At 40.6% G+C, this 21319-nt stretch carries 19 protein-coding genes; 13 read left to right on the plus strand and 6 right to left on the minus strand.

The annotated features are described in order from the left end of the window. Positions 1 to 43: 43 nt before the first annotated feature. Entirely contained in the window at positions 44 to 1123 is a 1080-nt protein-coding gene (gene pspF, locus AAEZ02_RS04045) for a phage shock protein operon transcriptional activator (protein WP_101030334.1), read from the minus strand. 191 nt (positions 1124 to 1314) lie between these two features. Here pspF and pspA point away from each other — a divergent pair, with 191 nt between their 5' ends. The 6 genes from pspA (at position 1315) to AAEZ02_RS04075 (ending at position 5741) form a co-directional block, all read left to right on the plus strand. Then, a complete protein-coding gene (gene pspA / locus AAEZ02_RS04050) occupies positions 1315 to 1998 on the plus strand; it encodes a phage shock protein PspA (RefSeq protein WP_101030335.1) in 684 nt (227 codons plus the stop codon). 19 nt (positions 1999 to 2017) lie between these two features. Then, positions 2018 to 2257 (plus strand): envelope stress response membrane protein PspB, encoded by a 240-nt coding sequence (gene pspB, locus AAEZ02_RS04055; RefSeq protein WP_101030336.1) that lies wholly within the window; start codon positions 2018 to 2020, stop codon positions 2255 to 2257. Then, positions 2244 to 2639: an envelope stress response membrane protein PspC gene (pspC, locus tag AAEZ02_RS04060; protein ID WP_101030337.1), complete on the plus strand. Its 396-nt coding sequence runs from the start codon at positions 2244 to 2246 to the stop codon at positions 2637 to 2639. The genes pspB and pspC overlap by 14 nt, the downstream gene beginning before the upstream one ends. Positions 2640 to 2691: 52 nt before the next feature. Beyond that, positions 2692 to 4134: a YcjX family GTP-binding protein gene (locus tag AAEZ02_RS04065; protein WP_101030338.1), complete on the plus strand. Its 1443-nt coding sequence runs from the start codon at positions 2692 to 2694 to the stop codon at positions 4132 to 4134. 35 nt (positions 4135 to 4169) lie between these two features. Next, positions 4170 to 5261: a TIGR01620 family protein gene (locus AAEZ02_RS04070; RefSeq protein ID WP_124013367.1), complete on the plus strand. Its 1092-nt coding sequence runs from the start codon at positions 4170 to 4172 to the stop codon at positions 5259 to 5261. A 141-nt stretch (positions 5262 to 5402) separates the two neighbouring features. Further along, positions 5403 to 5741, plus strand: a complete 339-nt coding sequence (locus AAEZ02_RS04075; RefSeq protein ID WP_206191864.1) for a ComEA family DNA-binding protein — start codon at positions 5403 to 5405, stop codon at positions 5739 to 5741. Between the two features lie 77 nt (positions 5742 to 5818). On the opposite strand, the gene AAEZ02_RS04080 is transcribed toward AAEZ02_RS04075, so the two are convergent. Continuing rightward, positions 5819 to 6556, minus strand: a complete 738-nt coding sequence (locus AAEZ02_RS04080) for a YciK family oxidoreductase (RefSeq protein ID WP_101030340.1) — start codon at positions 6554 to 6556, stop codon at positions 5819 to 5821. A gap of 259 nt (positions 6557 to 6815) precedes the next feature. Here AAEZ02_RS04080 and AAEZ02_RS04085 point away from each other — a divergent pair, with 259 nt between their 5' ends. Continuing rightward, complete coding sequence (locus AAEZ02_RS04085) at positions 6816 to 9302, plus strand: VolA/Pla-1 family phospholipase (protein WP_124013366.1); 2487 nt, start codon at positions 6816 to 6818, stop codon at positions 9300 to 9302. 121 nt (positions 9303 to 9423) lie between these two features. Beyond that, positions 9424 to 10434 (plus strand): protease SohB, encoded by a 1011-nt coding sequence (sohB, locus tag AAEZ02_RS04090; protein ID WP_164839466.1) that lies wholly within the window; start codon positions 9424 to 9426, stop codon positions 10432 to 10434. 82 nt (positions 10435 to 10516) lie between these two features. Here sohB and AAEZ02_RS04095 read toward each other — a convergent pair whose 3' ends face one another. Then, positions 10517 to 11584 carry a DUF3083 family protein gene (locus AAEZ02_RS04095; RefSeq protein ID WP_101030343.1) on the minus strand — a complete coding sequence of 356 codons (1068 nt, stop codon included), beginning with the start codon at positions 11582 to 11584 and terminating at the stop codon, positions 10517 to 10519. Positions 11585 to 11785: 201 nt separating this feature from the next. Then, positions 11786 to 12343 carry an arylesterase gene (locus tag AAEZ02_RS04100; protein WP_124013418.1) on the minus strand — a complete coding sequence of 186 codons (558 nt, stop codon included), beginning with the start codon at positions 12341 to 12343 and terminating at the stop codon, positions 11786 to 11788. A gap of 61 nt (positions 12344 to 12404) precedes the next feature. Here AAEZ02_RS04100 and AAEZ02_RS04105 point away from each other — a divergent pair, with 61 nt between their 5' ends. After that, positions 12405 to 13154, plus strand: a complete 750-nt coding sequence (locus AAEZ02_RS04105; RefSeq protein WP_101030345.1) for an ABC transporter ATP-binding protein — start codon at positions 12405 to 12407, stop codon at positions 13152 to 13154. Beyond that, complete coding sequence (locus tag AAEZ02_RS04110; RefSeq protein WP_124013365.1) at positions 13154 to 15637, plus strand: ABC transporter permease; 2484 nt, start codon at positions 13154 to 13156, stop codon at positions 15635 to 15637. Before AAEZ02_RS04105 ends, AAEZ02_RS04110 begins: the two co-directional genes overlap by 1 nt. 56 nt (positions 15638 to 15693) lie before the next feature. Here AAEZ02_RS04110 and AAEZ02_RS04115 read toward each other — a convergent pair whose 3' ends face one another. After that, positions 15694 to 15951 (minus strand): TIGR03643 family protein, encoded by a 258-nt coding sequence (locus tag AAEZ02_RS04115; protein WP_101030347.1) that lies wholly within the window; start codon positions 15949 to 15951, stop codon positions 15694 to 15696. A gap of 740 nt (positions 15952 to 16691) precedes the next feature. On the opposite strand from AAEZ02_RS04115, the gene AAEZ02_RS04120 reads away from it, so the two are divergent. From AAEZ02_RS04120 to AAEZ02_RS04130, 3 genes are all read left to right on the plus strand, one after another. Continuing rightward, positions 16692 to 17555: a DUF4010 domain-containing protein gene (locus AAEZ02_RS04120; RefSeq protein ID WP_351074795.1), complete on the plus strand. Its 864-nt coding sequence runs from the start codon at positions 16692 to 16694 to the stop codon at positions 17553 to 17555. Between the two features lie 103 nt (positions 17556 to 17658). Further along, complete coding sequence (locus AAEZ02_RS04125) at positions 17659 to 18351, plus strand: pseudouridine synthase (RefSeq protein ID WP_351074793.1); 693 nt, start codon at positions 17659 to 17661, stop codon at positions 18349 to 18351. A gap of 418 nt (positions 18352 to 18769) precedes the next feature. Beyond that, the gene (locus AAEZ02_RS04130; protein WP_351074791.1) at positions 18770 to 19267 is read left to right on the plus strand and encodes a lactoylglutathione lyase family protein; all 498 of its coding nucleotides are present in this window, start codon (positions 18770 to 18772) and stop codon (positions 19265 to 19267) included. A 936-nt stretch (positions 19268 to 20203) separates the two neighbouring features. Here the strand turns inward: AAEZ02_RS04130 and AAEZ02_RS04135 are convergent. Then, positions 20204 to 20653, minus strand: a complete 450-nt coding sequence (locus tag AAEZ02_RS04135) for a hypothetical protein (RefSeq protein ID WP_101030352.1) — start codon at positions 20651 to 20653, stop codon at positions 20204 to 20206. Positions 20654 to 21319 lie beyond the last annotated feature (666 nt).

A 21319-nucleotide genomic window follows, 5' to 3' on the forward strand; every position in this document is an offset into this window, starting at 1 on the left:
CAGTGTTCATTGCATTGGGGCAATGAGCATATCCAAGCTTCATTCAGCTCTTATCGAGTAAGTTGTACTTTTTCAAAATACCACGAAGTTGATGATAGCTTAAGCCTAATAAATCGGCGGTTTTTTTCTGATTATACAGGCCTTCAGCCAATGCGCGTTGCAATAATTCTATTTCACTGTTTTCGGTATATTCTTTAAAATCTATTGGAAATTCGATGCTACTCAATACGGCTGATGTGTCGGTGTTAATACGGGACTCAATGGGCTCAGCAACAGAGGCCGTGGCATGTTCAATCTGCATAGCTTGACGTTCTCGGGTTTTGACTCTATTTACTGGACGGTAGGGTGATGCAAAAGGGTCTAAAATAATATGATCAATTTCTTGGCCATCAGTCCCTTCGCGATAAACACTTCGCTCGACGACATTTTTTAATTCACGGATGTTCCCTGGCCAGCTGTGCATCATTAATTGTTCTATCGCCAGCGGACTAAAACCGCCAAAATATTCCAGTGATAATTGTCTTGCCATGCCAATAGCAAAATATTCTGCTAATGTCATGATATCTTCGGTTCTATGTCTTAATGGAGGTAAGGTGATTACATCAAAGGCTAAACGGTCGAGTAAATCAGCTCTAAATTCACCATTTTCTGCCAAGGTCGGTAAATCTTCATTGGCGGCACAAATAAGCCGAACATCAGATTGAACTGTTTTACTGCCACCCACTCGTTCAAATTCACCATATTCGATGACACGTAATAACTTTTCTTGGATTAATCCCGAGGTGTTTGCGAGTTCATCTAAAAAGAGTGTTCCACCATCAGCGCGTTCAAAACGACCTTCGTGCCGACCTTTTGCGCCAGTAAATGCACCAGACTCATGGCCAAAAAGCTCAGTTTCGAGTAAATTTTCACTTAGTGAAGAACAATTAAGTTTAATAAAGCTTTGATCCCAACGAGGAGATAAGTAGTGTAGTCGTTCTGCAATTAATTCTTTGCCAGTGCCGCGCTCACCAATAATGAGCACAGGCTTGGATAATGGCGCGACTTTAGACACATGTTCTAATACTTCAAGTAATGCATTAGATTGGCCGATGAGATTATTTTGCTGAAATTGTTTACTCACAGTTAGCTACTCGCAAAATTGTTAGTGATTTAGACTAATAATTGGTGAAAATCATAATAAATGGCTTGAGTGTTAAAAGAAAGCAAAAGTTAAATATTTGTTTAAGTGTATGATATTATTTAACTTGTAAATATTGGCACGTAATGTGTATTACTAACTGCGACATCCACGTTAATTTTGAGGAACACATTATGGGAATTTTCTCTCGCTTCGCTGATATCGTTAATTCAAATATCAGCTCAATACTTGATAAAGCCGAAGATCCAGAAAAAATGGTCCGTCTTATCATTCAAGAAATGGAAGACACTATTGTTGAAGTACGTTCAACCTCAGCGAAAGTATTGGCTGAGAAAAAAGAATTACTTCGTCGGATTGCTCGTGTTCAAGAGCAGGTTCAAGATTGGCAGAATAAAGCTGAGTTAGCGTTATCCAAAGATCGTGAAGACTTAGCCAAAGCTGCTTTGAGTGAAAAACAAAAAACAGTTGGTTTACTGCAAGCTCTTGAAATGGAACTGCAAGTTGTTGAAGAACATGTTGCTCGTTTAAAAGATGAAATCGCTCAACTTCAAGAAAAATTGAATGATGCCCGTGCTCGTCAAAAAACCATCATTATGCGTAAGCAAACTGCCACTTCACGTTTAGAAGTAAAAAAGCAGCTTGATTCAAGCAAAATCGATGATGCGATGATGAAGTTTGAACAATATGAGCGTCGAGTTGAAGGGATTGAAGCACAGGTAGAATCATATGATTTAGGTAAAAAGAACGTTCTCGCTGACGAGTTTGCAGCATTAGAAGCAGAAGACTCTGTCAATGACGAATTAGCAGCATTAAAAGCAAAAATGAGTGCAAAAGCACAACCTAAATCTAAAGCATAAATTTATTCAGAGGTGAGTTATGGATATGGATCTTCTTATTGCACCAATTATCATCTTTATGGTGATTGTGGCACCTATCTGGTTGGTTCTTCATTATCGCAGTAAGCGACAAGTGAGCCAGGGACTCACTGAGGAAGAATTTAATCAGCTTAATGGTTTAATTGCTAAAGCTGAGAAAATGAGTAGTCGCATCGAAACATTAGAAGCGATTTTAGATACTGAATCACCAGAATGGAGAGCAAAACATGAGCTCAGCTAATGGTCGTACTTTATACCGCAACCCCAAAAGTGGTAAAGTGGCTGGGGTGTGTTCAGGTATCGCTGATTATTTTAACTTTGAAACATGGCTAGTACGTGTCATCGCTGTGTCGATATTCTTACTCGGTGGCTCAGGGTTTGTGTTTGTTATTTATATTGCCTTATGGATGATATTAGATATTAAGCCACAGAACTTACAACACAGAGATCAGCACAAAGATATTGAAGTTAAAAAGAAAGTTTGGCAAGCGGGTGAACCTGCAAAGCAAGCGTTGTTTGATGTTAATCGTCAATTTAATGGATTAGAAGTCCGTTTACGACGACTCGAAGAACATGTCACTTCAGACAACTTTGATCTTAAACGCCAAATAAATAGTCTTTAATCCTACTAATGGGCGGTTTTCCGCCCGTGTTTTTGGGGAGCCATCAGCCATCATGAGATTTTTAGATCGTTCCTTGTTTCACGTCACTCAAACCGCGCAATCTTTGGTTCATCGTAGTACCGACCGTCATGTTAGGTTAGCTGTGACTGGATTATCAGGTGCAGGTAAAACGGCTTTTATCAGCGGATTAGTTAACCAATTATTGCATGCCGGGAAAGGGGCCAAGCACAATCCTTTACCATTATGGCAAGTGGCGCGCGAAGGTCGATTAATTGCCGTCAACCGTGCCATGCAACCTGATTTAGATATTGCCAGTTTTGATTATCAAGGTGCAATAAATGCATTAAGCTCGTCGCCTCCCTATTGGCCCGCTTCAACCAAAAATATTACTGAATTACGCTTGGCGATTAAGTATCAGCCACAACAAGGCTTGTTAGCAAAGTTGACGGATACCGCAACCTTGTATGTCGATATTGTTGATTATCCTGGTGAGTGGTTACTTGATTTACCTATGCTTAAACAAGACTTTACCCATTGGTGTTTGTCGCAACAGGCCACCGTGACATGTTTAAGCCATTCACCTTTATTTGCGGCATTTAATCAGGCAGTAGAGCAGTTAGACTTAAGCCTATTAGCGGATGAACAACAACTTAAGCACATTGCTGATTTGTATCAAACCTTATTGGTTGATTTGGTTCGGCAACAGGGGTTTTATCACGCCCAACCAGGGCGTATGTTATTACCGGGTGAATATGAAAATACCCCGTTACTGACATTCTTTCCATTGATTACCTTGAGTCCAATTCAGCATTCGGAATTATCTGCAAGCTCAAGTGATTCAAATTATCACGTACTTAAACGGCGTTATGAACAGTACGTATCACAAGTCGTTAAGCCCTTTTATCGTGACTACTTTTCTCGATTTGATCGCCAATTGGTATTAGTTGATTGTTTAAATGCGCTTAATCATGGTCAGGCGCAATTTAATGACATGGGCCGTGCACTTAACAGCATTATGGAGAGCTTTCAATTTGGTCAGTCGAGTTTAATAAAACGTCTGTTTTCACCGCGGATTGATAAAGTTTTATTTGCTGCTAGCCAAGTAGACAGAGTGACCCGTGATCAACAGAGTCATGTGCTCAGTTTGTTAACCGCAATGCTACAACAAAGCCAGCATTATGCCAATTTTGAAGGCAGTGAAGTTGAAACCATGGCGATAAGTGCGATTAAGGCCACTCAACATGGGATGGTCAATATTGATGGTGTTCAACAAGAAGTGGTAAAAGGGACTGGGCTTGATGGTAAGAAAGTGACCTTATATCCTGGCGATGTTCCGGCATCATTACCTGATGCAGAATTTTGGCAACAACAAGGATTTAGTTTTAGTGCTTTTCTGCCGCCTAATTTAAGTCATATTCATGATCACAATCCGCAATTTGAACACATTCGTCTCGATCACCTTTTAGAGTTCCTATTAGGCGATAAATTGTCTTAATGGATTTATTTTGAGCAATAATTTGGGCCTTAGTTATGAATGAATCTACACATAGTTCGCCGATAAAGAAATCGCAAATATTTACGGAGTCAGACTTAATCGTGACTCAAGAGGCGCATTCCAAAGCGGATCCTATTAAGCCCGCTAAACCGTTTGAAGACATTGACTTTATTTGTGAGAAATCCTTAATAGAATTACCAGCCTCAATGGAAGACAGCATTAAACCTGCAACACCCAAGCGTTGGTCACTATTGGCAAGATTATCGATTATTGGTTTGGTGTTCTTCGTCATAGTTCAAACCGTGATGGGGTTAATTGACTCTCTTCAGCAAAGTCCGTGGTTATTTGGTTTTTATGCAACAGTGTTATCCATTGTTAGTGTATGGGCGATGGTGTTGACCCTTAAAGAATGGCGTAAATTAGTTAATCTTAAAAAGGTGAGTGACCATCAAGCGAAAGCTGAACGGTTGTCGCAAAGCATGCAAATGGGTGAAGCTAAACAATTTCTGGCACCAATATTAGCCAAATACCCAAATAACGAGGCAAAGCAACAATATCTACAAGCCTGTAGCCATGAACATAATGATGCTGAAATCGTTGTATTATTTGAAGATATTGTGTTGTCTGAACGTGATCTACTTGCTAAAAAGCGAGTTAATCGTTTTGCTGCAGAGTCGGCATTATTATTAGCGGCCAGTCCGCTCGCCGCGCTGGATATGGCTATTATTTTGTGGCGTAATCAAAAAATGATCAATGAAGTCGCTGCTATTTATGCGATTGAGTTAGGTTATTGGAGTCGGATAAAACTTATTCGTAGCATTGTGGTTAATCTTATTTACGCGGGGAGCACAGAGGTGATTACCGATTTAGGGACCCAATTATTATCGGTGGAAATGACCGGCAAGTTATCTGCCCGAATTGCACAGGGGCTCGGTGGCGGTTTACTTACCGCAAGACTCGGTTATCAAGCTATGAGTTTGTGTCGCCCTATTGCATTTAATAAACACAATAAGCCTAAATTATCCCACGTTCATCAGCATTTATTGGGTGAATTAAAGCAGTTTACCTCGTCAATGATGTCCAAAAACAAATCGAAACAAACTCAGCCTGTTGATAAGAACGAATAAAATATGTGTTTTTTTTGTACAATGTGAGTTTATTGACTACAGTTAGCCTCCGATCCGGAAACCCTACGCGTTCCGAATCGTTCGAGCTTGGTAATGGAGAAGGACGCATACCAGCAAATTAAGGACAGAAAGGAGAATCTAATGAAATCACCATTGACATTAACTGCAATATTTATGGGTTTATGCTGTTTGTTAAGCAGTCATTCTTACGCCGCAGAAACGGCAAAAACAATGGCAGAACCTACACAGAAAATGACAAAAGCGATTAAAAAAAAATCAACTGATATGCAAAAGGTCAATATCAATAATGCCAGTGTTGAGGAATTACAAGCCCTCAAAGGTATTGGTCAAGCGAAAGCAAAAGCGATAGTTGATTATCGAACCAAAAATGGCAAATTCACCGATTTACAACAGTTAACCATGGTGACAGGTATTGGCGATAAGCTAGTGAGCCAGAATACCGAGAATATGAGTTTCTAAACGAGACTGTTATTAAAAATTAGAATTAAAACTAAAACGGAAGCAATTGCTTCCGTTTTTTTTCGACGCTGCATTACTTACTGAGCATTTAACGCTTGGCCATTTGTGTCGATAGAGCCATTGCCCATCAAAAATAAATAACTAGGCATAATTTCTTGTGCTGTTTTTAGGGTTTTTGGATCTTCACCAGGATAAGCCTTTGCCCGCATTTCAGTGCGAGTTGCGCCAGGATTAATACTATTAACTCGTACCGAAGTGTTATCACACTCATCGGCTAATACTTGCATCATTCCTTCGGTGGCAAATTTAGAAAAAGCATAAGGTCCCCAATAAGCTCGACCTTTACGGCCAACACCGCTTGAAGTAAACACAATTGAAGCATGCTCGGCTTTACGCATTATAGGCAATAATGACTTGGTCATGATGGCTTGAGCCGTGACATTAACCTTTAAAATGGTTTCAAGAGAGGTTAAATCAATATGCTCAAATGGGCCTAATGCTCCCAGTTGAGATGCGTTATGCAATAAACCATCTAAATGACCAAACTGCTCAGCAATGGTGTCTGCCATATCAATATAATTCTGTTCAGTCGCGCCTTTCATATCTAAAGGCACAATGGCAGGCTTTGGATAACCCGCATTGACAATTTCATCGTATACGTTTTCGAGTTTTTTGACGGTCTTACCGAGTAAAATTACCGTTGCGCCGTGTTTGGCAAATTCGATTGATGCTGCACGACCAATCCCGTCTCCAGCGCCCGTAACTAAGATTGTTTTGTTATTGAGTAAATCTTTTGCAGCTTGATATTCCAACATGATTGATTATTTCCTCTTAGCGCAATCGCCCGTCAAATCTAGTACCGGATAAAAAATAAACGACCGTTTGAAACAAATGATTAATAATTGTATGCCAATAGGTCATACGTATGTAACAAACTTGTAGCTAACTCAATAATTTTACGTTAACTTGAGAATAGTTAAGGACTAACATAAGTCCTTATGGTCGCATGATTGGACTTATTGTGACTAGTTTTTGGGGAAAAAAAATTATTAAAACAAGATTTGGGGAAAAAAGATGAAAAGACTCATTTTGGGTGTTGCAATAACATCTGCTCTTGGCTTAACAGCATGTGGTGGTGACAGTTTTAACGAAGCCGTAGCGAATGCTGAGCCGTTAGTGCCTGTTTCACATATGCAGTTTGATCCTGCTAATAGCCTAGTACCATTACCAAACGATTTACTTTTTAGTGGCACAACCGATGGCACATTATCTATCCCTGGCGAGGCCAGCGGTAACTATACTGATCCTCAAATCGCATTAGGTGCATTAGATGGCTGGTCAACTAGCTCACCTATTACGGTTACTGTTGAACTTGCTAATGATTTACAGGGCAATGCGTTAACGTTGGATGCAGCCTCTGTGTTTCAACCGGGTGCGGTGCGTATGTTCGAAGCGACGGTGGGCGGAGCATTATCAAGTGATGCTGAGTGTCAATCAGCACCTTCAGTTTCTGCCTGTAAAGTGGGTGAAGAGCTTCAATTTGGCGTTGACTTTGTATCAAAAGCATCAGGCAATAAAGTTGCCATCGTACCGCTTAAACCATTAAAAGCTGGCCAGTCTTATATCTACGTGACTACCGATCTTATTCAAGATTCGTTAGGCCGTGGTATTGCTCCGTCTACTACATATGGTCTGTTAAAGTTAGATTTTGAAACTCAGCAGCTTGAAACAGAACAACAAAAAATGCTCCAGTATCTCGTTAACAGTTATGAGAAAGGCGTTGCTGCAACACATGGCGTTGACCCTGAGTCGATTAGTTTTTCAGGCTTATTTACCACTCAGTCCGTAGCTGATGTGTATGAAACCACTAAATTATTGATGGCGTCTAACCCAGCCTATATGCCTGCATTTGCAGAAGCGATAACGCCAACGGGATACACTGTTGCTCAGGCTGCGGGATTAACTGTAGAAGACGGTGCAGCATATGTTGTTGCTGACATGGCCGATCTTTACACCGCAAAAATTAAGCTGCCTATTTACGGTGATTGTTCATCTGCAACTTGTACTATTCCAATCATCGATGGTGCCCCAACAGCCCCCAATGGTCGCTGGTTTGCTCAAGGCGACAGCCCGGTATCAGTATTATTAGCACTACAGGCCGGTACATTAAGCCAAGCTAATTATTTTGCCCAAGCATCTGACAACGGTGTTGACCCTCAAGCAGCGTTGAGCAACCCAGCACTGCTTGCAGGTAAGCAGTGGAAACTTGACGATGGTACTGCAGCTGACACCACTAAACATTTAACTAAGTTTAATCCTATTCCGGCTATCCAAGGTTATGAAACTGTTGCCGTTCAAATTACCTTACCCAATGCGGCTAAGCTTGCCGCATTTACTGCTGCTCAAGGGGGTACGTTTGTACCACCAACCAGTGGTTGGCCAACAACGATTGCACTGCATGGTTTAGGCGGTGGTAAAGAAATGGCGCTTGCTTATGCCGGCACTTACGCTGCTGCTGGTGTTGCCACTATCGCGATAGATATGCCATTACACGGTGCCCGCTCATTTGATTTAGACAAAGACGGCATTTATGAAATATCTGCTACAGATCCTTCATTTGGTCCGGTAGTGGGTACACCTGATGCGTTTACCAATGGTAACCCATTAGTGTTTGTCAATATTTCAAGCACACTGACAGTACGTGACAATTTCCGTCAAGCAACCTTAGACCATTTAGGTTTAAGATTATTATTGACTGGAATGGCGCAACAACTCGCTGCGGCAAGTCAACCTCAAGTATTTGATGTATCTAAAATGAGTGCTCAAGGTTTGAGTTTAGGAGGCATTGTGGGTACCACATTCTCAACCTATGCGAGTACCGGATTAGTTAATCCTATGACGGGTGATGCTTTACCTAACGCTTATGCAATTAATGCAGCATCGTTAGTGGCGCCATCGGGTGGTTTAGCGGGTGCTTTTGCTGGATCTGCGGCGTTTGGGCCAGTGTTGTTTAGTAACATTACTGCCTCTAGCACTTTCATGGATCTTGTGACGGCGGCTAATACAGCAGGTTATGAGCCTGGTACCCCAGAATACGCAGCATTAGTGCAGGCGGTTTATGCTGGCTTTATTCCTACCTTTGCGTTTGCAGTGCAAACGGCTATTGATTCAGCAGACCCGATTAACCATGGTGAGAAATTAGCGTCTACCGGTTTACCTGTGCACCTGATCGAGATTGTCGGTGATGGTGCTGGTAATTTACCAGACCAAACCTTACCTAATAGTGTTGAAGGTTTCCCATTGTCGGGTACTGAACCATTAATAGCTTCGTTAAGCCTAGATTGTGTTGATACAACAACGCCTGGTTCTGGTGCGGTACGTTTTTCTAAAGGTCATCACAGTTCGATTGTGAGTCCTGGTGAGACACCTGCAACAGATGGTATGGCAATGCAAGCTACTGTTGAAATGCAGTCTCAAGTAGCAGGTTTTGCAAAAACAGCTGGTTTAGGACAAGCGACGATTGTTGTGAATAATAGTGATGTGATCCAAAGTTGTAACTAATGCTTACTAATTAGTATGTAATATCTTAAAAAACCCAGCAATTAGCTGGGTTTTTTATTGTCTACTTATTGGTTATTGCTGTTAAAATACCGCAGATTGTCATCCCTGTATGGAGCGAAATTTGGAATTTTTATATGAATACGGCCTGTTTTTAGCAAAAGCGGTAACAATTGTTGTCGCTATTTTAGCGGTAGTAATATTTGTACTGGCTAGCAGCATGAAAAACAAATCTGATAAAGGTGAGTTAAGACTGACTGATATTTCAGATGAGCTGCTGCAACTTAAGCACCAGTTAAAAGAAGAGTTACTGCCTAAAAAGCAATTTAAAGCCTATGAAAAGCAAGTGAAAGCAGACGAAAAAGCCGCTGAAAAACAAGCTTTAACCAAAGGCAAAGTGTTCGTTATTGATTTTAAAGGCAGTATTGATGCCAATGAAGTCGCGTCATTACGTGAAGAAGTCACCGCTATTCTAACCATTGCTGATAAAGATGACCAAGTGTTGGTGAATGTTGAAAGTGGTGGCGGTATGGTTCATGGATATGGTCTAGCTTCAAGCCAATTAGATCGCTTGCGTCAAGCTAATATTCTGTTGTCTATCTGCGTGGATAAAGTGGCGGCGAGTGGGGGTTACATGATGGCGTGTGTGGCAAACAAGGTGTATGCCGCTCCTTTTGCGATTGTCGGTTCTATTGGCGTAGTGGCACAGGTTCCTAACTTTAATCGCTTGCTTAAAAAGCATGATATTGACTATGAGCAGCACACTGCCGGTGACTTTAAGCGTACCTTAACCATTTTTGGTGAGAATACCGATGAAGGCAGAGCTAAGTTCCAACAAGAACTCGAAGAAACTCATGTATTATTTAAAGAGTTTGTTGGCCGTTACCGTCCCAATATGGACATTGCCAAAGTGGCAACAGGCGAACATTGGTATGGACAACAAGCCATTGATTTAGGGTTAATTGATGAAGTATCTACCAGTGATGATGTGATTTTAACTTTAGTTAAGACCCATCAAGTGATCAAAATAAAGTATCAAATGAAGAAAAAGCTGGCTGATAAAATTGCCCATGGTGCATCATTATCAGTAAATACCGTGATGAATCGTTTAGCTGAGCGTAACCAGTCGGTGTAGCATTACATTGTGAGTGATTGGATAGATCAAAAAACGACAGCTCATGCTGTCGTTTTTTTATGCTAGAAAAACCTCAATATGATTAGGCTTTGTAACTGATGTGTTGATGAAAACGTAAAATAACATCTGCATGTTCTTTATCGATGTCTAGCTCATTAGTAAAGAGACGTAAAGCGTCTTCTACTTGGTTCATGAAGCGGCCATAACCTTCGTCTGTTTCATCACTTTTACCCGCTACAATGACAAACCGGAAAGCATCTACAAGCTTATTGGCATCCCAGTGGCAAATAGGTTCAGGTGATTCAGTGTGAGGGTCAAACCCGATCATCTGAAACTCGTTGGTGCTGGTTAATTGCTCATACTTACTGTTACGTACAAGTGGCAACTTACCGTTAGCAACAACAGCAACACGATTTAACTGCTTACTGCTTGTCGCTTTGAAAAACTTATCGCATAAATTTTTATACAGACTTGAAAAATCAGTTGTATCATTTGCAAGCAATTGCTTTTTGATACGACGCTCAACCGGAATGTTAATGGTGACATAATTAAGCGTGCTCACATCGTCTGGTAGCTCGCAGTGACGACGATGATAGCGGCTGTCTACTGCGCGTAATTTATAGCCGTATGTTTCTTTGAGCCCCTTGGATTTTGCAAAAAAGTCATATGAAAGATGCTGGTGGTCACGCACTTTAATCGGTACATCTTTGACGGGTAATAACGGTTTTAACTCAGCAATAAATTTTTGCACATGAGAATGGAATTCAGCTGAATGGCTACGAAGATCTTTACCTGTGGCTAAAAATACAATTCTGAGCTTTCTGGCTCGAAAACCTGCAACGCTGTGCAAACTGTTTGCTTCATGATGGGCTGGATTATAGAAAAAACGTAATTGCTCTTCTGAGTTTAAGCAATAGGCTTCGTTGTGGAAGCGTACCATAGGTAATTTGTCGGTGGTGACAACGTGGACGTTGTACAATTCTTGCTTTTCAGCTAATTGATAAACTAATTTACTGAATTCATCGTAACAATTTTCTAAATCACTGTATGCGTTAAGATATTCATCGGTTAACGGGAAACCAATGGTAATGTATTGATTTTTACGTGTTGCGGTTGGCAAGTATACTTTTTTTTGACGACTGACGGACATATTATTTCCTTATTGCCTTAGTTGTTGTCTAAAGTTTATCGTTATTTATTTATTGTTATTTATTCACTGTTAATTATTCATGGTTATCTAATGTGCTAGCTGTGCTCATTTTAAACATTGGAGCTTAAATTAAAATGACTTTCGATCACTTTATTAAAAAAAAATTAACATTTTGAGCTAAAGTCAAACAAACTGAGCGATTTACTCTACTAGTGCCTGAGTGATCCAAGGTAACATCCACTGCGTAATCATCGGTTGAGCCTGTTCATTAGGATGAATGCCGTCGCGTTGCATTAATGTTTTATCGATGGCGATATCTTGCATAAAAAACGGTATCAGCTTAATCGCGTATTCTTCGGCTAATTGATGGTAAGTCTGAGTAAAAGAGCTGGTATATCGGGGACCGTAATTGGGTGGCACCATGATTTCAGTCAGTAAGACTTTGGCGCCATGTTGCTGGGATAGGTTAATGATTTTTGTAAGATTTGATTTCAATTTATCGGGTGGAAAACCACGCAGGCCATCATTGCCTCCTAACGCAATTATAATTAGATCGGGTTGGCTTGACCTCAGTAAACTCGGGAGTCTACGTAATCCACCCGCGGTGGTTTCACCACTCACCGAACCGTTAATAATGTGGGCGTTTGGCAGTTCATCACGGAGTAATTGTACCCAGCCTTGGTTTTCTGCCATACCATAGCCTGCACTTAAACTATCACCTAATATCAGAATCGTGGCAGCATAGGTTGGTGCGCACATCATTATCACTAAAAGCACGCTAGTAAGTACGCGTTTAAGTGACGAATATAAGAAGGATTGTATGTCTAATAATATCGATCGAAATATCAGTGCCATTACTGTAACTAACCTCAATAAAACTGTCGTGACCCAAGAGGGAGAGTTGACTATCCTCAACGGCATTAATATAGAAGTCAAGCAAGGAGACAGTATAGCCATTTTGGGACCATCAGGTTCAGGTAAGTCGACACTATTGGGATTACTTGCGGCGTTAGATACGCCTACCTCAGGTGAAATTGTATTAGATGGCGTAGCATTATCAGGCTTAAATGAAGAGCAAAAAGCTGCGCTACGGAAACAAAAAGTCAGTTTTATCTTTCAGTCATTTATGTTGGTCGATACGTTAACGGCCCTAGAAAACGTGATGTTACCTGCTGAGCTTGCTGGGGTGAAAGATGCCAACCAAAAAGCCCAATCGATGCTCGACCGAGTCGGTTTATCTCATCGATTAAATCATTTACCCAAACAATTGTCCGGTGGGGAGCAGCAACGTGTCGCCATCGCACGGGCGTTTATTTGTGAACCCAAAGTCCTGTTTGCAGATGAACCGACAGGTAATTTAGACAGTGTTAACGGTGATAAAATCGCTGATATGTTATTTGCCCTCAATCAAGAGAGTGATACTACGCTTGTGCTGGTGACCCATGATTTACATTTGGCCAAACGTTGTGCTCGGCAATTAGTGATGGAAAATGGTCATTTGTCAGAACCCTATTTAGATACCAGTGTGACCGAACATAAGCATTCACAGCCTTTAGCGGAGGTTAATTAATGGAATGGCAAATTGCGTGGCGATTGTTTAAACGAGAACTGGCTCAAGGGCAGTTAATGCTTATTGTATTGGCCATTACGTTAGCGGTGTTATCAGTAACGGGCCTTGCGCGGGTGAGTGAGCGTTTACAAGTGGCCATTAATGGCGAAGCCGCTAACTTTATTGCCGCCGATCGTATTATTGATTCGCCGGTTGAACTTGACCCACAATTGCTGACACTGGCAGATAAAATAGGCCTGGCTCACGTCACGAACATGCAATTTAACTCGATGGTATATTCGGGCAATAAGTTTCAGTTAGTCACGGTAAAAGCGGTAGGTGATGGTTATCCGTTAAAAGGCGATATAGAGCTGAGTAACGGTATCACTAGAGCACTGCCACAAACGGGTCAAGCTTGGTATGAAAACCGTTTAGGTGGTTTGCTTGGCTTCCCAAAAACCATTGAATTGGGCAATAGTGAGTTATCGCTTACAGAAGAGATTAGCCGTTTACCTGATGCTGGCTTTAATCCGTTTGCCTCCTCGCCGGTGTTACTTATCCGTTTAGATGATGTGGCGGCAACCGGCATTATCCAACCGGGCAGCAGGGTGACTTATTTATACCAATTTACCGGTAATGCTGAACAACTAGTGGCGTTTGAACAGCAAGCCAAACCTCTACTGAATAACAGCCAGCGCTGGGTGGATGTGCAATCGGGAGATTCTCCTATTGCCTCAGCAGTGCAGCGTGCTGAGCGCTTTCTGTTGCTCGCCAGTCTACTCGGCATTGCTTTAGCGTGTGCCGCGATTGGCATAGCCGCCCAGCGTTATTGTCAGCGTCATTATGACGTAGTGGCCATGCTAAAAACCTTTGGTGCTTCGGGTCAGCAAATTCGAGTATTATTTGGACTGCATTTGTCGTTAGTCACACTACTGGGTATTGTCCTTGGTTTGCTGGGCGGGGTATTGCTCGACCTTGGGATTACCGCTTTTTTACCGGCCGAAATCGCCGCTTACTCACCCCCGTATTTCCGCCCCATATTATTAGGGGTTAGCACGGGATTGATCAGCGCATTTATGTTTTCCGCATATCCATTAATGCGTTTATTGGCCATTCCGCCGTTAAGGGTATTGCAACGTCAATTAGAAGGCTTGCAGCTAGGCATGTGGTTGCATCTGTTATTAAGCTTGGCTGCGATGGCCTTGTTGGGTTATTTATATTCAAGAAGTTTAGCGTTGACCATGACGGTGGTACTCGCGGTGATGTTGTTGGGAGTCTTATTGAGTGTGCTGGGGTTTGTGATGATCCGCTTTGGTCATGGCATTGGCATGAAAACCACTAATCCTTTTCAATTGGCTTTAGCCGGACTTCGTCGTCGTGCGCGGCAAAACGCAGTACAGTTGGTTGGTTTTAGCAGTGCACTGGTATTGCTGTTAACCATATTAGCGTTGCGCCAAGATTTACTCAATGAATGGCAGAAACAGTTACCTGAAAATGCCCCCAATTACTTTTTAGTCAATATAGCGCCAGAAGATGCTAAGCCACTTGATGACTTTTTAACCCTCAATCATATTAAAGCAACCGATATTTATCCTGTGGTTCGTGGGCGACTGACTCACATTAACGACGAGGAATTGATTTCAGGTAAGCAGGCAGAGAACGGTGTTGAAGGGCGTGTGGGTATTTCACGCGAACTTAATTTAACCTATCGTGAAACCTTACCGCCGAATAATACCTTACTCGAAGGCGCATTTAACCTCGCTGGCGATGATGTGTCGGTCGAGTCTGGTGTGGCAGATCGACTCGGCATTGTAATGGGGGATACACTAACTTACCTCATCGATAATCAATCATTTTCGGTTAAGGTTGCCAGTATCAGGCAAGTGCATTGGGAAACCTTACAACCCAATTTCTTCATGATCTTCACCCCTGAAGCACTCGCGCCGTTTGCTTATACTTCTATGGCAAGCTTTCATCTAAATGATGCGCAATTGGCGGCCGATGGAAGCCTGCTTAGCGCAAATCAAGTGGTATTGCAGTTAATTCAACAATTCCCCACGGTATCGATTATCGATGTCGGAGCGATTGTTCGGCAGTTACGGCAAATCATTGAGCAAGTGTCATTGTCGTTGTCTTTGGTGTTGGTATTAGTGTTACTGGCCAGTGCTTTGGTGTTGGTTGCGCAAACGGAGGCGGGAATGGCGACTCGGCAGCGAGAGCTCGCCGTGTTGCGTACTTTTGGCGCCTCCGGTTGGCTGCTACGCGCTTCAACGGGATTTGAGTTTGCCATACTCGGTGCTATTGCTGGCTTGTTGGCGGTGATTGTGGCCGAGTTTGCCTTGTTTATGTTAAAAACCCAAGTGTTTGATCTGGTGGTTTATATGCATTGGCCATGGTGGGTATTAGCCCCTGTTGCGGGGGCGGCAATTGTGTCGATATTAGGTATTTGGCGCTGTAGGCAATTACTCAATATGTCCTGTAGTGACATGCTCAAAGCCGGTTAGGTTGGCACCAAAAAAGGAGATGATGATTCATCTCCTTTTTTACTTCGTTAGTCGGGTTACTTTTTTTGTCTTGGTTTGTATTGTGTAGGACAATAACCTCTATCAATGCCTAGAGGACGTAATTTAAGGTGTTTGGTTTTACGGCCACTGACACGTGATCGCCATAACTTAAAACTATTAGGTTTAAGCGCTAGGCGCATCAGTTTGATCACATTGGACTCGCTTAAGCCGTAAAGGTGTTCAATGGCTTCAAATGGGGTTCGGTCTTCCCAAGCCATTTCAATAATTCTTGAGGTATCTTGAGGTGGTAGCATTGCTTTTCAACGTCTTGATTGGGTTTGCAGACTAATACGTTAGTCGATTCAGTTTAGATTAGTGCGTTAAGGTAAATGTGCGACAGAAAATTAGCCTTGAGCCAATTTTTTTATTCACCGTGGAAAGGTTGATGCGCCTTGACCGATTTGGGTGTAAAAGTGCTGAATTATCTTTGCAACAAGGCGTGTGCTGTATTCATCAAGCAAAGGTCTGCTTTAATGAGCTTGTGGTATTAGATGGGGCAACTCAAGTTTATGAAAATAATCATATTAAATTGGATGGCAATAAGCTGACCTGCCGGCCTTTTCGATATTAATGGTCAATAAGTCTGCTAATGCCCTTTGTTCTAATGTCGATGGCGTATATTCGACATTTTTTTCTTTAGTGGATATTGAGCGATTATCACAATGACATATTGCTGGGCGGTTAGATGCAGATACTACCGGCTTAGTACTTATTACCGATGACGCTCGTTGGACCTCAATATTACCTTACCCTCCAAGCTGTGTTGCAAAGTATACCGGGTCACATTAGCTTCGGATTATTAATCAGGCAAGCACTTGTTTAACCACTTAATCGTTTTTAAGTTGGCTTGATGTATAATTACGTTATATTGATTAGATCTCGGTGCCGATCACAGGGAGTGTAGTGGTTAATTTCGTGATAAAACAGTGTAAAGAGCTGAATGATTTATGACTTAGTCCACCATGATACTTAGTTTTAGGGGCAAATATTGTCAATGGAACATAAAACACCACTCTCATATCATTTTAAAGACAAACATATATGGTTTGACATGACCATGTTGGCGGCTTTGTTTGTGGTGGCGGCCTACGTTCCGCTATTAAAAATTGTTCCTTTAGTTGCCTGTCTAGAGTTATTCAGCTTTTTTAGTTTTCACTTACTAGCAAAGCGAAGTCGCTTCCAGTTACAGGGCTTTCTGGGGGGATTTATTTCCAGCACGGCAGTTTTTTTACAAATATTGAATGATAAAAAATTTGCAACAACAAGTGAACGTGACTTGCTACTGACATTGTTGTTTGCCTTATGTTCTATGTTACTGGAATGCCTATTTATTATCTTTTTTTTGGCAGATCAATTACCTTTTACTTTTTATATCCCCTTTGTCACGCAATTATTGTTTTTTATTACGGCGATTATATATGTGCAGATTCAATCCAATTTACTTTTTTTAAGCAAGCAATCAGGACAACCTACAGTTGATATTGAGCTATTAATTGATCATCCGATAAATTGGAAAAATGTTGCTAAGCTATCTATTTTTATCCTCGGACTTGTTTACGCCATGCATTTTATAGGCAGTGAACTTGGTCTCTCGCGAGAGATCAGTACTTTGCTTGTGTCATTTTTTGAAGCTCATGCCATTCTTGTATCTGTGATGACCGAATGGTCTATGAATCCACAGGATATTGATTTAATGAATTTATTGTTGTTAATTTTACTCGGTAACACCATCAGTAAATCGTACTTGGTATTTAAAGGAAGCAATTTTTCTCACAAAGGGTTTTTTATTGCAATGATGTTTATGGGGTTTGCGTTAAGTGTCGGTGTTACATTTATTGACGCTTTTTTACTTGAGTAATGTGTTTGCTATTACCCCTAATAATACAAACAGCACTTGACGTCTGTGGCATAATCCCCTCAAGTAGCCAATAAAAAATGATTATCCCACGTTAAGGTTATTTATGCGTCTTGATCGATTTATTTGTAAAAGTACTGAGTTATTAAGGTATGACGCGATCCAACTAATTCATAGTGGTGAGGTGTTGGTTAATGGTGTGGTTGTTAGGAATGAAGCTGTTCAGGTTCATGAAAATAATGAAGTTAGCTTAAACGGTCAAAAGCTTGCAGCTCGAGCTTTTCGTTATATGTTAATCAATAAACCAGCCAATACTCTTTGTTCGAATGTCGATGGTGTCTATCCGTCGTTATTTTCGTTAATTGACGTCGAACGCCCATCTGAGTTGCACATTGCCGGACGATTAGATGCCGACACAACCGGATTAGTGCTTATTACCGATGATGGTCGTTGGACATTTGCTATAACATCTCCGTCTGGACAATGCCATAAAGTTTACCGGGTTAAATTAGCTAAGCCGATAGCCGCAAATGCTTGTGAGTCTTTTTTACAAGGCATTGCTTTGCAAGGGGAACAAGAGCTGACATTACCGGCGCATTTGCTCATTATCACACCTCAAGAAGTATTGCTGACTTTAACGGAAGGCAAGTTTCATCAAGTAAAGCGTATGTTTGCTGCTATTGGTAATAAAGTGTTGTCTCTTCATCGTGAAAGTATTGGTGCTGTGAGTGCCGATGTAGCAGCAGGGGAGTGGCGTTATTTAACCGATGTGGAAATTCGCTCATTTGGTGATAAATGACTCTGCAGTCATATTACGCCTCTGCCAGATAATCTGTATCCCCACCAAGCGATTGCATAACCATCAGTTATTATCTGAATTCGGGTGTAAACCATTCCAGATTTACCCGCTAAATTATCAAAAATAAATCTTAACAGACTAAATATGCCACTGCTTAGGCTAAGATCCTATAATCAAATAAGGTGCGATTAATAGATAATTTTATGAGTTTGTTGATAGATTTATCCCAGTAGATATTTACAGATCTCGATTAGAATACCTTAACTAGTCGCTTTTTTATTGACCCCCCCATCATCGCAAGTGTTTTTGATAATATAAAATTATTAAAATAATACTAATTGAAAATTTAACGCTACAAAAAATAATAGCTATACTTTCTTTATTGAAACTAACCACCCAATAGTAAGGAAGTCATAACATGGTTTATCCTCGTACATTTAGCCACATTGGTATATCAGTACCAGACTTAGAAGCCGCCGTTAAGTTTTATACAGAAACGCTAGGGTGGTACATCATTATGGAGCCTACGGAGATTGTTGAAGATGGATCGGCAATCGGTGAAATGTGTACTGACGTATTTGGTGCCGGTTGGGAGCACTTCCGTATTGCTCATCTATCAACGGGTGACCGTATTGGTGTTGAACTTTTTGAATTTAAAAACCAACAGAACCCAGAAAACAACTTCGAATATTGGAAAACGGGTATCTTCCATTTCTGCATACAAGACCCCGATGTAGAAGGACTAGCAGAGAAGATTGTTGCTGCGGGTGGTAAAAAGCGTATGAAGGCTCCTCGTTACTATTATCCAGGTGAAAAACCATATCGTATGATTTACATGGAAGACCCTTTTGGTAATATTTTGGAAATTTACAGCCACAGTTATGAGTTGACTTATGCAGATGGTGCTTATAAATAAAGCGTATTTATACACTATAGGAATGTGAGGGGATTTAAGGTTCATGGATAACTTTGTGTGAGCGAGCGTATAATTTATTACAGATTAGATAATGAAAAAGACCACCATTTTAGGTGGTCTTTCTATTTTAATCTAGGTCTGCTAAGTCATCACCTTTAATGGGTGCCAATGCCAATAACCTTCGATATTAATCAGTGAGTAAACTTAACCTAAAATTTGTAATCCGTTAGGCTATTGGCTTTAAATGCGTCAATCATTTTTTTTAAATGAGGTTATAAACCGTTTTTATACTTCAATATAAAATTAAGCTTCAGCGTCTACATCCGTAACTGAAATACCAATATGTGAAAAACTACTTAGATATTTATTATTCAATTTAACCGCTTAATACCGCTGTGCTGCCTCTTATGCCGCACGAGTTGATAACGTGAGTGCATAAGATTATGTGGTGGCCATGAATGATTAAAAATACGTAAAATAAAAAATCTTTCTCATCATTTTTATTAACAGTGACGTTAGCACTGACACAAAGGATATTCATTGTCGATAGTAATCAAGTGTTATCAACATGCTTTAGCTATCCATTCTAAATATCCTATGCCATAACCTTGGAAGAAATTTGTTACTATCGGGCAGATATGTTGAGACGGCGGCAAGTTTAAAACAGGCAATCGCATTAAAACCTAATTTAAATATCACTCGTATCGAACTCGCAAAACATTATAGGGATTGAGATCGCAACAAAAAAATTGAATTTACAGCAAATATACTCGAGTTCTTCTACCAAAAGTTCCAGTGGGATATAAATATAGTCAAAGCGCTGGATCAGATAAAGCTCTAAACGTTGGCCATTTAAACTCATCGGCGTTAGTTGCCATTGGCCTTGATTTTTAATTCAGCGCCCTTTAGCTTCTCCGCAAAAAAGCGCTTTATTAATTATTTCATCATGATCTCACGCATGCGATATTCACCCGTTAACGTCCTCACTTCAGGGTATTTTGCTGAAATTTCGTTAGACATTTTTTGATCCGCCTCACTCCACTTCTTCATGAACGCTTCATACTTCTTTTTGTTAGGCTCTATGTCTGCGCCATTAGCCATAGTCACTACTAATAACATATTAAAATCACCACTCACGGGCAAGTCACTAGCATAGATTTTCCAGTCTTTGATAAAGCCTAGCTCTTTTTCAATTTTAACCGCTTTAACCCAACTTCCACTCAGACCGGCCAAATATACATCAGACATATTAGGGTCCACTTTAACGGTAGTGATTACCATAATTTCGGTACCTAGATCGTAATCTTCGTAAATTTCTAATCTATCTTTAGCAAATAATGTAGAACTAAACACAACGCAAGCTAATGTAATTAATATTCTTTTCATTTTATTTTCCTTTTTTATAATTAATTAAATCGTTTGTTTTTTGAACTTTTTAATAATAGTAAGGAATTAGGCACAGTCAAGTCACTCTAAAGTTTGACATTTTAAAAATGAGTTTTATAAGCGTTGGTGAGGATTGCAAAAACTAATCGTATTAACTAGCGGGTCATGCCGGGGGAATTCAAATTGTTTTAATCAAGATGAAGACTTAAAGGCATAATGTTGTTCGCCAACGGGTCCTGCGTTGTTCAACCTCCTGCATCTGACCTCCATGGACGGAGGGAATGCCTTATTTTGTCATTCGTTAGACTATTCACTTTAAATCAATTAAATATTGATTTTTCAACGAGGTGATACAGGTTTTATACTTCAGTATAAAAATGTAACTTCAGCGTCTATATCCGTAACTAAAATGCCAATATGTGAAAAACGACTTGGATATGTATCACTCACCTTAACCTCTTAACCTCTTAACCTCTTAATTTCTTAACAATGCAGTCGTGTTGTCCGTTATACCGCCCGAGTTAATAGCGTTACTATATGAGATGGTGTGCTAGTTATAAGTTATTAAAAATACTTAAATTGATAATTTTTTGTTATTATCATTTTATTATCAATGTTCATTATCAGCAGTGACGTTAGCATTTGCACAAAGGATATTCATTGTCG

This window comes from Shewanella sp. T24-MNA-CIBAN-0130 (genome assembly GCF_040310185.1).
In the GTDB taxonomy this organism is placed as follows: Bacteria; Pseudomonadota; Gammaproteobacteria; order Enterobacterales; family Shewanellaceae; genus Shewanella; species Shewanella psychromarinicola.